Annotated in this window: 11 protein-coding genes; 5 read left to right on the top strand and 6 right to left on the bottom strand. The window is 56.6% G+C overall.

All coding sequences use genetic code 11. The annotated features are described in order from the left end of the window. Nucleotides 1-37: 37 nt before the first annotated feature. Together R9X49_RS09305 and R9X49_RS09300 are read right to left on the bottom strand one after the other, a co-directional pair. Entirely contained in the window at nt 38-1,231 is a 1,194-nt protein-coding gene (locus tag R9X49_RS09305; protein ID WP_319848108.1) for an MFS transporter, read from the bottom strand. Nucleotides 1,232-1,269: 38 nt separating this feature from the next. Beyond that, entirely contained in the window at nt 1,270-2,478 is a 1,209-nt protein-coding gene (locus R9X49_RS09300) for an MFS transporter (RefSeq protein WP_319848107.1), read from the bottom strand. Nucleotides 2,479-2,613: 135 nt separating this feature from the next. Here R9X49_RS09300 and R9X49_RS09295 point away from each other — a divergent pair, with 135 nt between their 5' ends. Then, nucleotides 2,614-3,210, top strand: coding sequence for a TetR/AcrR family transcriptional regulator (locus R9X49_RS09295; RefSeq protein WP_319848106.1), 597 nt, complete (start codon nt 2,614-2,616; stop codon nt 3,208-3,210). Nucleotides 3,211-3,267: 57 nt separating this feature from the next. On the opposite strand, the gene yegD is transcribed toward R9X49_RS09295, so the two are convergent. The 4 genes from yegD to mfd all read right to left on the bottom strand — a co-directional run bounded on the left by yegD (nt 3,268) and on the right by mfd (nt 10,473). Next, nucleotides 3,268-4,620 (bottom strand): molecular chaperone, encoded by a 1,353-nt coding sequence (gene yegD / locus R9X49_RS09290; protein WP_319848626.1) that lies wholly within the window; start codon nt 4,618-4,620, stop codon nt 3,268-3,270. Nucleotides 4,621-4,854: 234 nt separating this feature from the next. Next, the gene (locus R9X49_RS09285; protein ID WP_319848105.1) at nt 4,855-5,235 is read right to left on the bottom strand and encodes a hypothetical protein; all 381 of its coding nucleotides are present in this window, start codon (nt 5,233-5,235) and stop codon (nt 4,855-4,857) included. Between the two features lie 203 nt (nt 5,236-5,438). After that, nucleotides 5,439-6,887 (bottom strand): alkaline phosphatase, encoded by a 1,449-nt coding sequence (locus R9X49_RS09280; RefSeq protein ID WP_319848104.1) that lies wholly within the window; start codon nt 6,885-6,887, stop codon nt 5,439-5,441. A 133-nt stretch (nt 6,888-7,020) separates the two neighbouring features. Further along, nucleotides 7,021-10,473: a transcription-repair coupling factor gene (gene mfd, locus R9X49_RS09275; protein ID WP_319848103.1), complete on the bottom strand. Its 3,453-nt coding sequence runs from the start codon at nt 10,471-10,473 to the stop codon at nt 7,021-7,023. Between the two features lie 142 nt (nt 10,474-10,615). On the opposite strand from mfd, the gene lolC reads away from it, so the two are divergent. From lolC to nagK, 4 genes are all read left to right on the top strand, one after another. After that, complete coding sequence (gene lolC, locus R9X49_RS09270; protein WP_319848101.1) at nt 10,616-11,818, top strand: lipoprotein-releasing ABC transporter permease subunit LolC; 1,203 nt, start codon at nt 10,616-10,618, stop codon at nt 11,816-11,818. Beyond that, entirely contained in the window at nt 11,811-12,518 is a 708-nt protein-coding gene (gene lolD, locus R9X49_RS09265) for a lipoprotein-releasing ABC transporter ATP-binding protein LolD (RefSeq protein ID WP_039504846.1), read from the top strand. Before lolC ends, lolD begins: the two co-directional genes overlap by 8 nt. After that, a complete protein-coding gene (gene lolE, locus R9X49_RS09260; protein ID WP_319848099.1) occupies nt 12,515-13,762 on the top strand; it encodes a lipoprotein-releasing ABC transporter permease subunit LolE in 1,248 nt (415 codons plus the stop codon). The genes lolD and lolE overlap by 4 nt, the downstream gene beginning before the upstream one ends. Before the next feature lie 84 nt (nt 13,763-13,846). Next, a complete protein-coding gene (nagK, locus tag R9X49_RS09255) occupies nt 13,847-14,761 on the top strand; it encodes an N-acetylglucosamine kinase (protein WP_319848098.1) in 915 nt (304 codons plus the stop codon).

Genomic DNA, 14,761 nt, shown 5'->3' with positions numbered 1-14,761 from the left:
CGCGAGCTACCTGAAGAAGGTGCTCGCGGTTTTTTCATTACTCTATTGTGCGGCTCCCGACCTGCGCCATGCTCAGAGATAACAGCAAGGTGGTTGCGGCACATCCACCCGCCAGCCAAAGCGTCGTGAGTAGCCCAGCGCTATCCACAACCTGACCACCAATCCATGACCCGAGCGCAATGCCAACATTGAAAATGCCAACATACAGCGCGGTGGCGATCTCCACGGCGCGCGGTGCAGCCTTCATCATCCATGTCATCAGCCCGACAGACACGCCGCCGTAGGCCAGCCCCCAGGCCAGCAGGGCCACGCCGCCGCCGATGTGTGAGCCACCGATGGTCAGGAACAGAATCGGAGTCAACAGCAGCCCCAGCGCGATAGCCACCAAGGCCAGCACCGTGCGCCGTGCTGCGATGAGGCCCGCCAGAAAATTGCCAACGATGCCTGCCATGCCATAGGCGAACAGCAGTGCGCCAATCCATCGTGCATCGAATCCTGATACTGATAGCAGCAGCGGCCGGACGAAGGTAAAGGCCATGAAGTGTCCGGCTACCAGTAACAGTGTCATAATCAGCCCGATTTGCAGCTTACGGTTGGCTAGCTGCTCAGCGAACTGGTGCACGGTGACTGAATGGGTAACGGGCAGTGCAGGAATGACGGCGAGGTGGAGCATCAGCACCAGCCCGCTCAAGACAGCCATGCAGCCGAAAGCCCAGCGCCAACCGATAAGTTCGCCAATCAGTGCACCGAATGGCACTCCGAGCACGGATGCTGCCGCGACGCCGCCAAAGATAATCGATGTCGCCAGTCCGATGGCGCGCTCGGGAACCAGTCGGGCAGCCAGACCGCCGGCAATCGCCCAGATGCCGCCCATGCAAAAGCCAACCAGTACACGCGCAGCCAGCATCCAGCCTATATCCGGTGCCAGTGCCGAGGCGATGTTGGCGATAGCCAGCAGCGTTAGCAGTCCGCATAGGATCCTGCGTCTATCCACGCGGCCGGATGCGATCACCACCAGTGGGGCGAACAATGCCGCCAGCAGGGCGGGCAGTGAGATCATCAGACCCGCGGTTCCGGTAGAAGTATTCAACATATCGGCAATCGGGTTCAACAGGCCGACCGGCAGCATTTCTGTTGTGACCACAGAGAAGGTCGCCAGGCCGACGGCGGCGACAGCCAGCCAGGGATGCTGTGCAGCGGTGACTATCGGGATAGATGGAGAGGTACTCATAGTTCAGTCCTTAACTGGGAAAGCAAGTGATGCCATCGTCAGGCGGTATGGGGAAGAGAGGCGGTATTTGCCCGCAGGCGTAGATAGCCCCACAGCGCGACCAGTAGAACCAATGCGCCAGCGCACAGTGCAACGGCGAATCCGGCTTGTGCGCCCTCACCATCGACAACCTGACCCGATACCGCCGCACCTAGCGCCACACCGATATTCAGTCCTGCCAGCAGCCAGGTCATGCCTTCGGTCAGACGGTGATCGGGCACCAGACGTTCGACTAGTGACATCGCCACGATCATGGTGGGGGCGAAGAACAGCCCGGCGATCAGTACGGCCAACGCCAGCGTGGGAATGCTGCTAACTATCAGCAGAGGCAGCGTGGTGATTGCCGTTGCCAGCCCACCCAGCAACAGCAGGCGGTGCAGGGCAGTTCGTAGCTTTAGAGCGCCGAACAGCAGCCCGGCCAGACAGGAACCCACGGCATAAGCCGACAAGACCAGGCTGGCCGCCGCTGGCTGACCATGCTGTGCGGCGAAGGCGACGCTGACGATATCCACGGTGCCCACGATGATGCCCATCGCGATCATCAACAGTGTCAGCAGGCGTATGTTTGCCTGTTTAAACACTGAGCCGGAACGATCGGTATTGGTGTGCTGCGCTTCTACCGATGGCTCGGTGCTGCGTTGTGTCACCAGCGCAAACACGCCAATCACTAGCAAGAGCGCGACTGCCAGCAGGCCAGCCTGAGGAAACACCGCGACGGACAGCCCGACAGCCAGCGGCGGCCCGGCGATAAAGGTGACTTCATCAAGTACGGTTTCCAGCGAGTAAGCCGTCTGCAAATGGGGGTCTCCCCGATAGATCGCCGTCCAGCGTGCTCGCACCATCGCCGATAGGCTGGGCATGAAACCGGCCAGCAAAGCGCCAATGAATAAGAGCCAGTCAGGCGCTTGCCACCAGGTGCTGGCGAGCAGAAACAGCATCCCGATTGCGCTGACGGCGGTGGCGATGGGCAGCACGCGGCTTTGCCCGTGGCGATCGACCAGACGGGAGATCTGCGGTGACAGCAGCGCGTAGGTCAGTACGAAGGTGGCTGATACTGCCCCCGCCAGCGCATAGCTGCCGTGCAGTTGCGACAACAGGGTGATAATGCCGATGCCTGTCATGGGCAACGGCATTCGCGCCAATAGGCCAGCCAGCGCAAAGCCTTTAGTGCCGGGTGCCGCAAAAAGTTCTCGATACGGGTTAACCATCTCGTTCTCCAAAGTGAATCCGCTTGCCATGCCATCGCGGCACAGCGACAATACATACAAAGCGTATGAATAAAAGCATATATTCATACGGAGTGAATGTAAATAATCATACGAACTGTATGTAAAGGAGTGTCGATGGTTCGTCGTACCCGTGCTGAAATGGAAGAAACCCGCGCTACGCTGCTGGCGACCGCCCGTAAGGTCTTCAGCGAACGCGGCTATGCTGACACCTCAATGGACGATCTCACCGCGCAGGCAAGCCTGACCCGCGGGGCGCTTTATCACCACTTTGGTGATAAAAAGGGATTGTTGGCGGCAGTGGTGGAACAGATCGATGCCGAGATGGATGAACGACTGCAAGTCATTTCCGACACCGCCGAGGATGCCTGGGACGGTTTTCGTCGTCGCTGCCGCGCCTATCTGGAAATGGCGCTGGAGCCGGAGATTCAGCGTATTGTACTGCGCGATGCTCGAGCTGTACTGGGCGGTGCCTCGCCAGATTCACAGCGCCATTGCGTTGAGTCGATGCAGCGGCTGATCGATAGCCTTATCCGGCAGGGCGTAGTGGCTGAAGCCGATCCGCAGGCGCTGGCATTCTTAATCTATGGCAGCCTGGCCGAAGCGGCGTTCTGGATTGCGGACGGAGAGGATGGTAATGCGCGGCTGGCACAAGGCGTTGCCGCGCTGGAATTGCTGCTGCGTGGGCTGTTAGTCAAGCCCCACGGTCATTGATCAGCCGCTAACAAAACGGCGGCCTGATGAGACGCGGGCTTACGCGTCGTCTTTCGCTTAGCGGCGAAAGACAATCTCTGCCCAGCGCGCCAGTCCGGCGGTAACGGAACCAAAATCGTTACCGCTGGCAATAGGAATATCAGGAAGCAGTTGCTGAATAGCCTGACGCAGCAGGGGAGAACGTGCGCTACCGCCGGTCAGGTAGATGACTTCCGGACGGGTCTGACTGGTTTCTAACGCCAGCGTCACCTGCTGCTGAATGCGACTTAGCGGATTATCGATTGCGGCGTTAAGTTCATCCGCATGAATGCACGTTGCCAGACCCGATTCGATAAAGTGTAAATCGGCTGCTGTTTCCGACTGGTTGGACAGCGCAATTTTGCTCTCTTCCGCCAGTTGGATCAGACGGTAGCTCAGGCGCTGTTGCCACACGGTCAGCAGTCTTTTTACCAACTCGGGCTGACGCGCATCGCGGATCATTTCGTTGATTAACGTGCGGCTGGCGGTGCTATGAAACTCTTTTTGCGCCGGAATATCGTTAATCGCGACGGCATTCCACCAGGTCATGATCGGCAGAGCGATGCCTTTTTCCGTCTCGCTATTCATGCCAAGCAGTGGCATCAGCTGTTTGAACGCCAGCATGATGTCCAGATCGTTACCGCCAACGCGGCAGCCGCTGTGTCCTAACAGACTTTGCGTGCGTTCGTGCTGCTTATGCCACTCTGGCCCCATCAGCAGCATGGAACAGTCGGTGGTTCCGCCGCCGATATCCACGACCAGCACACGTGTTTCTTTCGTCAATGTCGATTCGAAATCCAGCCCGGCGGCTACGGGCTCAAACTGAAAGACGACGTCTTCAAATCCGGCGCGGTGTGCCGCACGATCTAAGATTCCTTGCGCCTGCTGGTTGGCTTCTTCGCCGCCGATACTCTGGAAGTTAATCGGGCGACCGATCACGGCCTGACGAATAGGCTGGTCAAGCTGGCTTTCTGCCTGCGTGCGGATATGCAGCATCATGGCGCAAACCAGATCTTCAAACAGCGCAATCTGCTGTGCTTTCAGGCCGACAGCCCCGAGGAAGGACTTCGGCGATTTAACGAACCACGTCTCTTCTGGGTCATCCATATAGTGGCGTAACGCCTCGCGCCCGAATTTCACGCTATCGGGCTGCACGCGAATGTCTTCCTCGCGGTTGTAGCTGATGGCGCGCTTGAGCAGCAGCGCGCTCTCGCCCTCTGCGTTGACCTGATGGTGTCGCCATAACCACTCGCTAACCGCTTCGCGCACGGGCGCGCACAGCAGGGAAGAAAGATAAGGCGAGCCATTTTCCAGCGACAGGAGCCGTGGTGTACCTGAATCCATCACTGCCACGGAACAGTTCGCCGTGCCGTAGTCAAAACCGATAAACATCGTCGTGCCCCATGCCATGAGAATTTCCAGGAAAAACGTTTAACGTCGCACCGGCGACGGCCCGGAAAGGCGCCGCCAGAGATGGCGGGCCATAAAAAGGTTGGCGACTTTACTGCGTTACGACGGTGCTTGTAAAGGGAGAGGCGATGTGTGAGTAAAATTGGGCAGTTGGCTGCCCGATTGTCTTTCGCAGAGGCGCGTCATGTAGGATTACGCTTCCTTCGTAAAGTGAGCCTACTGGCGATCGACAATGAGAATATCAGGAATAGGCGGCAAGCCCGGCAGCGTGAGAGTGACATGCTTCACTGTCGCCGGGGGAGCAACGAAGAGCCCTTGCCAACTGCCGACGCGGGGATTTTTCTTGCGATCATAGCTGAAATTGAGGCGCAGTGTGTTAGGAATGGCCGCTTTCCCAGCAGGGCTAAGCGCCCAGCGTTGCCCCTCGGCTTCGAGATAAAATGCGTTATCTATGCCGTCTGGTGGCAAATTGTCATAGATAATTTCGCCGCCGAACGTCTCCGCTATCGTTTCAAAGCGCACATCGACTTTCAATTGGCCTTCTTGGCGAACCGCGCGGATCACCTGTGCTTCGGCTTGATTGCTGGCTGTCATCACGGTCGGTTTTTCGGCGGCTTGAGCCGTAAGTGTAGGGAACAGCAGCGCTGAGCATAGCAGGAGGAAGAACCTCCATCTCTGCCGAGATAGTGTGAGGCATTGGGCTAGCATAAATAAGATTGGCATGAATAAATACGGTCTCTTCGCTGGGGTTAACATCGGCTGTGCAGGAGGATGATTCCTGCACAGCGTAGTGTGATGGGTTACTGGGCCTGTGGCGTGGCAATACCGAATGCGCTCGCAACCGTGCGGAAGATATCGGTGTTATCGACGAATTGTTGGCTCTCTTCCGGCACATGGTAAGTGGCCAGACCTGGATTAGGCTTGGCAACCGTTGTCAGGAAGTCTGCACCAGCGCCTTTGGCGTACACCGGCACCAGCTCGCGAGTGTGGGTATCGGTGTGCCAGCGCACCAGCGGAAGAGCACCCGCTCCTTGGTTCACGATGTCAGAGAACGCCTCTGTGTTTGAGTCTGGCCCTTGTAGCAACCCATTACCGTGATCGGTGGTGACAATTACCAGCGTTTCATCCCATGAACTGTGTTCGTTGACCCAGGCAGTAACGGCTTCTACTGCCTGGTTAAAGTCGATTTGTTCTTCAACCAGACGAGGCAGGTTATTGGCATGGGCAGCCCAGTCAACCGCACCGCCTTCGACCATTAACATGAAGCCGTTAGGATTTTTCGCTACCAGATTCAGCGCACCTTTGGTCATGGTGGCGAGATCGGGCTGGTTGGTCAGTAAATTGCCTGCTGCGACGCCATCACGGTTGAATTGCAGTGTCGCGTTGTTTTGTACGGTGCCCAGCAGCTTGGTCTTTTTACCCATATCCAGCTTGTTGTTGGCTAATGTGACGAAATCAGCTTTGGTTTCAATATGTTTGTAAGCTGTTTTGCCTGAAACCAGACGATCCCATTCGGCTTTACCGCCAACATAGCGATAGGCCTTGTCATTTTGGGGCGTCGTTGGTTTGCCGTTGGCATCATAGAGCGGATGCCCTGACCCCATTACCACTGTTGCGAGACCAGATTCGACGATCTCTTTACCAATCGCGGCATAGTCGTTGCGGCTGACGTTATGAGCGAGAAAACCGGCTGGCGTGGCATGGCTCCACTGTACCGACGTGATTACGCCCAGTGCTTTGCCATTTTCCACGACGTATTCGCCGATATGTTTCAGTTTTTGATTGTCGTTAGACCAGTTAATCGCGTTGTTATAGGTTTTATGGCCTGACGCCAGTGCGGTCGCAGCGGCAGCGCTATCGGTGTAGTCGGCGCGCAGATAATCATAGCCAGAAAAATAGCCGGGGTAATTTCCCAGACTACCTTTGAAAACGCTGTCCGTTTTATCTTTACCCCAGATCTTATCCGCGTCGAAAGTGACCGCCCCGTCTTGCGAGTGGGTCGGTACATTCGACGTGTTGAGAGGGTGAGTGGAGGCAAACAGCTTAATGTCAAAGTCATCGTAGACTTCGTGGCCCAGAGCGCCGTGGCGATAATAACTGGCTGCATGCCAGGTGTTCATGCCAGCACCGTCAGAGATCAGTAAGATGACGTTTTTTGCCTTATTCGGGGCGACATTTTGCGCTACAGCCTGAGTCATCAGTGGAACACTGAGTGAAAAAACCAGCAGGGCAGAGGGAGACATACGCATGGGGATAATCCTTTGTAGTGAAATATTACAATCAGAAAGATCCCCGACACACTACGTTGTGCACATGGCGGTTTTGTTACAGCAATAAAAAAGTTATGTTATATCATAACAATTCCATTCCCTTTCTCCATTCTCAGGCCGCCAGCGTATGTTGAGCCATGTTCCCCAGCAGCGAACCGATGAACTCAATACGTTGCGGGCGATCGCTCAAATCCTTCATGAATTTCAGACGGGTTGGGCCGTCAAGACGATAGGTGCCCGGATCGCGCTGTAACAGGCCGATAAGATGGGACGGATCGACGCGATTTTGCTCGCTGAATTCGATAAATCCTCCTTTCTCATTGCCTTCTATACGGCGGATACCCAGCGCTTGTGCCTGCTGGCGCAGGGCGGCAATCTGCAACAGATAGCGGCTTGCATCGGGAAGGAGACCGAAACGATCGATCAGTTCGACCTTCAGTTCATCCAGCTCGTCGGTGTTTTTCGCACTGGCGATACGTTTATATAACGACAGACGCGTATTGACGTCGGGAATGAAATCATCGGGCAGCAGGGCAGGCAAACGCAGTTCGACGTCGGTCTGGCTGTTGATCAGATCTTCCAGCGACGGCTCCCGGCCCGCTTTCAAGGCATCGACGGCGCTTTCCAGTAGTTCCATATATAACGAGAAACCGACGCTGGTCATCTGTCCGCTCTGATCGTCCCCGAGCAGTTCACCTGCGCCACGGATTTCCAGATCGTGCGTGGCCAGCGCAAAACCGGCACCGAGGTCTTCCAGTGAGGCGATCGCTTCCAGACGCTTCTGCGCATCAGTGCTCATTGCTTTAGGATTCGGCGTCAGCAGATAGGCGTAAGCCTGATGGTGGGAACGCCCCACGCGACCACGTAACTGATGCAACTGTGCCAGGCCGAAATGGTCGGCACGCTCAATGATGATGGTGTTAGCGCTCGGGATGTCGATCCCGGTTTCGATGATCGTGGTACACACCAGCACGTTAAAACGCTGGTGGTGGAAGTCGTTCATGACCCGTTCCAGCTCGCGTTCACGCATCTGACCGTGGCCGATAGCGATGCGGGCTTCCGGCACCAGTTCTGCCAGTCGCTGGGTGGCTTTCTCGATATTTTCGACGTCGTTATAGAGGTAATACACCTGTCCGCCGCGCAGAATTTCACGCAGAATCGCTTCGCGCACCACCAGATTGTCATACTCGCGGACGAACGTTTTCACTGCCAAACGACGGGCTGGCGGCGTAGCAATGATCGACAGATCGCGCATCCCGCTCATCGCCATGTTGAGCGTGCGTGGAATCGGCGTGGCGGTAAGCGTCAGGATATCGACATTCGCCCGCATCGCTTTGATGCGCTCTTTGTGACGCACGCCGAAGCGGTGTTCTTCGTCCACAATCAGCAGCCCTAAGTCGCGCCAGCGCACGTCGCTCTGCAACAGCTTATGGGTGCCAATCAGTATATCGACTTTGCCTTCCCGTGTTTCCTCCAGCACCTGAGTTTGCTCACGGGCGCTACGGAAGCGCGAGATCATTTCAATCTTCACCGGCCAGTTGGCAAAGCGATCGCGGAAGTTGTCAAAATGCTGCTGCGCCAACAGCGTCGTCGGCACCAGTACGGCAACCTGCTTATGGTTTTCGACCGCCAAAAACGCGGCGCGCATCGCCACTTCAGTTTTACCAAAGCCGACATCGCCACACACCAGACGATCCATCGCCAGCGGCTGGCACATGTCGCTCAGCACGGCATTGATGGCCTGCGCCTGATCGGGCGTGGTCTCGAAGGGGAAACTTTCGCAGAAAAGCTGATACTGCGTTTTGTCATGCTTAAAGGCAAAACCGCTTTTCGCCGCGCGCTGAGCATAAATATCCAGCAGTTCGGCGGCGACATCGCGCACCCTTTCCGCCGCTTTTTGCCGCGCGCGCGACCACGCATCGCCACCCAGTTTATGCAGCGGTGCATTCTCATCGGCACCGCCCGCGTAGCGGCTGATCAAATGCAGCGAGGAAACGGGAACGTACAGTTTGTCTTCACCCGCATAGGTCAAAATCAGGTATTCGGCTTTGATGCCGCCCGCTTCCAGCGTGGTCAGCCCGGCATAGCGGCCAACGCCATGTTCGAGATGAACAACGGGCTGCCCCGGTCGCAGCTCTGCCAGGTTGCGGATCAGCGTATCGGTATTGATCGTGCGGCGATTATCCTGACGACGACGGCTAACGCGTTCACCCAGCAGGTCGCTTTCGCAGATTAAGGCGCGCTGGCGCAGCGTATCGATAAAACCGTGCTCACTGGCGCCGATGATCAGGTAAGTGCCACGCTCCTGAGCCTGCTCCAGCGTGCTGATGAGCGTAGGGTTCAGTTTGATGCGTGCCAGCAACTCTTGCAGCGTTTCGCGACGGCCTTCGCTCTCAACGGAGAAAATGACCTGGCCGTCGGACTGTTCGATAAAGCGGCGCAGCGCATCCAGCGGGGATTTTTGCTGATGCTGAATCGCCAGCTCCGGCAGCGGCAAATAGGCCAGATTCACGTTAGCGGCTTTTTCCGGCAGCGTATCGGTTCTCAACTGCACGCGCGGCCACGCTTTCAGCTCCGTGAACAGACCGTCTACCCGTAACCAGAGTGAGTCTGACGGCAGCAGCGGGCGCATGGGATCGACGCAGCGGCTTTCAAAACGCTGCTGAATATCCTGCCAGAAGCGCTCGGCGCTCTGTTCGATATTGCCGGTGTTGACGATCAGCGTGTTGGTCGGGAAGTAGCTGAACAGCGATGGCAGCGGTTCACTGAAGAATAACGGCTGCCAGTATTCGATTCCCGCGGGCCAGACGCCTTTGCTGACCTGCTGGTAAATGTGCTCGGCATCGCGTCGTACCTCGAACTGTTCGCGCCACTGGCTGCGAAAAAGTTCGATGGCGGTTTTATCCGTCGGGAACTCGTGCGCTGGCAGCAGATTAATATGCGGCACTTCATTCAGCGTGCGCTGCGTATCCACATCGAACAGACGCAGGCTGTCGATCTCGTCGTCAAAGAAATCGATACGATAGGGCTCTTCGCTCCCCATCGGGAACAGATCCAGCAGCGCGCCGCGCGTGGCATATTCACCATGTTCCATGACCTGATCGACACTGCGGTAGCCCGCCTGCTCTAACTGCGAACGCAGCTTATCGCGCGAAAGGCGCTGGCCTTTTTTCAACACCAGCGCATGGCCGTGCAGGAAACTGTGCGGACAAACGCGCTGCATCAGCGTGTTGACCGGCAGAATTAGAACGCCGCGTGTCATGTTGGGAAGCTGGTAAAGGGTGGAAAGGCGGGTCGAAATAATTTCCTGATGCGGAGAAAAACTATCGTAGGGCAGCGTTTCCCAGTCAGGCAACGTGGTGACGTGCTGGTCGGTAAATTGCTGAATCTCATCGCGTAAGCGCAGGGCATTTTGCATATCAGGGGCGATAAGTACCACCAGCCCGGCGTGGCGTTCAATAATTTCTGCACATTCAACGGCGCAGGCAGCGCCGGTTAACTGGCCCAGCAGGCGCTGCTCACCGGCTTTGGATGGCAGCGAATAACGGTAATTTTCAGGCATCATCTGATTATCGGGTCTCGCCTCCCTGCATCCGGCCAGGAATAAGAAAAAGCCGTAGAGTGAGGGTGTTAGGGTTCCATAAAGCAGTACTACCCTTTATTATCCTTGATCACTTTGCTTTGGCAACCTTATCCAGACGGATTTCATGTATCAACCTGTCGCTTTATTTATTGGCCTGCGCTACATGCGTGGGCGCGCATCAGACCGCTTCGGCCGGTTTGTCTCTTGGTTATCCGCCATTGGTATCACGCTGGGCGTGATGGCGCTGGTCACCGTGCTTTCCGTGATGAATGGCTTCGAACGCGAACTGGAAGGCAATATTCTGGGCGTGATGCCCCAGGCGATCATCTCTACGCCGCAAGGTTCGCTGAACCCGGCGTTGATTCCTGCTTCCTCCTTAGACTCGCTGGAAGGCGTGACGCGCATTGCGCCGTTGACGACGGGCGATGTGGTGCTGCAAAGCGCCCGTAGCGTCGCCGTCGGCGTGATGTTAGGGATCGATCCTGATGAGCAGGAGCCGCTGTCGCGCTATCTGGTTAATGTCAAACAGCAGCAGCTGAAATCTGGTCAATATCAGGCCATTTTGGGCGATACACTGGCCGCACAGCTGGGCGTTAAAGCCGGCGATCAGATTCGCATGATGGTGACGAGCGCCAGCCAACTGACGCCGATGGGGCGTATTCCCAGCCAGCGTATCTTCACCGTTGCCGGCACCTTTGCCGCGAACAGCGAGGTGGATAGCTACCAGCTGTTGGTGAACCAGCAGGATGCCTCTCGCTTGATGCGCTACCCGGCGAACCACATTACCGGCTGGCGTTTATGGCTGGAAAAGCCGCTGTCGGTTGATACGCTGAGCACGCAAACGCTGCCGGAAGGCACGGTCTGGAAAGACTGGCGCGAACGTAAAGGCGAGCTGTTTCAAGCCGTACGCATGGAGAAAAACATGATGGGGCTGCTGCTCAGCCTGATCGTGGCCGTGGCCGCTTTCAACATTATTACCTCGCTGGGTTTACTGGTGATGGAAAAACAGGGTGAAGTCGCCATTCTGCAAACGCAGGGGTTGACTCAACGCCAGATTATGGCGGTGTTTATGGTGCAGGGGGGCAGCGCTGGCGTCATTGGCGCGTTGTTAGGGGCACTGCTGGGGACGCTATTGGCCAGCCAACTGAATACGCTGATGCCAATTCTGGGCGTATTGCTGGATGGCGCTGCGTTACCGGTGGATATTGACCCCGCGCAGGTGGTGACTATCGCCATTTCCGCGATGGTGATTGCCCTCTTATCGACACTTTACCCGTCATGGCGCGCTGCCGCCGTTCAACCCGCTGAGGCTTTACGTTATGAGTGATTTACCGTTATTGCAGTGTAATAACCTGTCCAAACGCTATCAGGACGGCAAGCTGTCGACCGACGTATTGCGCGATGTCTCTTTTGAGATGAGCAGCGGGGAGATGATGGCGATCGTCGGGAGCTCTGGTTCTGGCAAAAGTACACTGCTGCATGTGCTGGGCGGGTTGGATACGCCGACATCAGGCGAAGTCATCTTTAAAGGCCAGCCGCTGAGTACGCTTTCAGCGGCGGCAAAAGCGGATTTACGCAATCGCGAGCTGGGCTTTATTTATCAATTTCACCATCTGCTACCGGATTTCACCGCGCTGGAAAACGTGGCGATGCCGCTGCTGATTGGCAAAGTGCCAACGTCGCAGGCGCAGGACAAAGCACGTGAAATGCTGGCGGCTGTTGGGCTGGAGGCGCGCAGCCACCACCGTTCGTCGGAGCTGTCCGGCGGCGAGCGGCAGCGTGTTGCCATTGCCAGAGCGCTGGTTAACAGCCCGTCACTGGTGCTGGCGGACGAACCGACCGGTAACCTCGATCAGCGCACGGCGGATACCATTTTCGAACTGCTGGGAGAGCTTAATGTCCGGCAGGGCACCGCGTTTCTGGTCGTGACGCACGACCTGCAACTGGCTAGCCGACTGAACCGCCAGCTGGAAATGCGCGACGGTCAGTTGCAGCAGGAGCTGACCCTGATGGGAGCGCGGCAATGACATTTCCTCCGCTCTCGTTGCTGATTGGCCTGCGATTTAGCCGTGGCCGTCGGCGTGGCGGCATGGTTTCGCTGATTTCGGTCATTTCGACGTTGGGGATCGCCCTCGGCGTGGCGGTGTTGATTCTTGGCCTGAGCGCGATGAATGGCTTTGAACGCGAACTGAACAACCGCATTCTCGCGGTTGTGCCGCACGGCGAGATCGCCCCGGTTAATCAGCCTTTTTATGACTGGCAGGACATCCTACCTAAAATCGAACAGGTGCCCGGTGTTGCTGCCGCGGCACCTTACATCAATTTCACTGGTTTGCTGGAAAACGGTGCCAAACTTCAGGCGATTCAGGTAAAAGGCGTCGATCCACAGCAGGAAACACGCCTCAGCGCACTGCCTAACTATGTGCTTAATAATGCCTGGCAGCGGTTCCGCGCGGGTGAACAGCAGGTCATCATTGGGCAAGGCGTGGCAAAAGCGCTGAATGTGGCGGAAGGCGACTGGGTTACGGTGATGATCCCGAATAGTGATCCGGAAATGAAGCTGATGCAGCCGAAGCGTATCCGGCTGCACGTTAGCGGTATTTTACAACTTAGCGGCCAGCTCGATCACGGCTTAGCGCTGATTCCGTTGGCGGATGCTCAGCAGTATCTGGACATGGGGCAGAGCGTAACGGGGATCGCCATCAAGGCTAACGATGTGTTCTCCGCCAATAAACTGGTGCGCGATGCGGGCGAAGCCACGAAATCTTATGTCACTATTCGCAGTTGGATTGGTACCTATGGTTATATGTATCGGGACATCCAGATGGTGAGAACCATCATGTATCTGGCGATGATCCTGGTGATTGGCGTGGCCTGTTTTAATATTGTTTCAACGTTGGTGATGGCGGTGAAAGACAAAAGCAGCGATATCGCGGTCCTGCGTACGCTGGGTGCGTCAGACGGGCTCATCCGGGCTATCTTTGTGTGGTACGGGTTATTGGCCGGGCTGCTGGGTAGCGTGATAGGCGCTGTGATTGGTGTGATCGCGACCTTGCAATTGACGCCGATTATTCACGGCATTGAGGCACTCATCGGCCATAAACTGCTGTCCGGCGACATCTATTTTATCGATTTCCTGCCGTCGGAACTGCATCTGATGGATGTTGTCATCGTACTGGGAACCTCGCTGGTGTTGAGCCTGATTGCCAGCTGGTATCCGGCACGGCGCGCCAGCCGGATTGACCCTGCCCGCGTGCTGAGCGGACAGTAAGCCAAGCCAACGCACATGCGGCTTGAGATATGACGGGGATAGTCCCTATCGTGTGGGAAAGCGATCACACCCTAAGGAGCAGTCATGTACTACGGTTTTGACATGGGCGGCACGAAAATTGAGCTGGGCGTGTTCGACGCGGCGTTGAACAAGGTGTGGCAAAAGCGGGTGCCGACACCGCGCATGCATTACGATGAGCTGCTCGCCACGCTGGTTGATCTGGTGCATGAGGCTGACGCACAGGTCGGCGTACAGGGGAAGGTCGGTATTGGTATACCGGGAATACAAACAGGTGATAACGGCGCGCTGTTTACCGCCAACTTGCCTGCGGCGATGGGAAAACCACTGCGTACGGATCTGTCGCAGCGCTTGCAGCGAGATGTTCGTATCAACAACGATGCCAACTGCTTTGTACTGTCGGAAGCCTGGGATGCGGAATTTCGTTCCTATCCTGTCGTTCTGGGCCTAATTCTTGGGACGGGGCTGGGCGGTGGACTGGTGATTAACGGGCGTCCAGTGGACGGACGTAACGGCATTGCTGGTGAGTTCGGCCATCTCCGCCTGCCGTCAGATGCGCTGGATATTATTGGCGTGGATATTCCCCGCGTGAAGTGCGGCTGTGGTCAGTTGGGCTGTATCGAGAATTATATTTCCGGTCGCGGTTTTGAATGGCTGTACGAGCATTTGTATGGCGAAGCCCTGCCTGCCGTGACGATTATCCGGCACTATCGTGGCGGCGAAGAAAAAGCGCTGGAGTTTGTCGATCGTTTTATGGATTTGCTGGCTGCCTGTCTGGGCAACCTGCTGACGCTGTTCGATCCGCATCTGCTGGTGTTGGGCGGCGGTCTGTCGAATTTTGATGAAATTTATCAAATTCTGCCGACGCGTCTTCCTCCACGGCTTTTACCGATTGCGAAGTTGCCACGCATAGAGAAAGCGCGTCACGGTGATGCGGGCGGTGTACGTGGCGCGGCGTTGCTACACTTAATGGATAACTAG

Origin of the sequence: Pectobacterium carotovorum (genome assembly GCF_033898505.1) — a bacterium.
GTDB lineage: Bacteria > Pseudomonadota > Gammaproteobacteria > Enterobacterales > Enterobacteriaceae > Pectobacterium > Pectobacterium carotovorum_J.
This window is presented reverse-complemented; position numbering and strand designations above follow the sequence as displayed.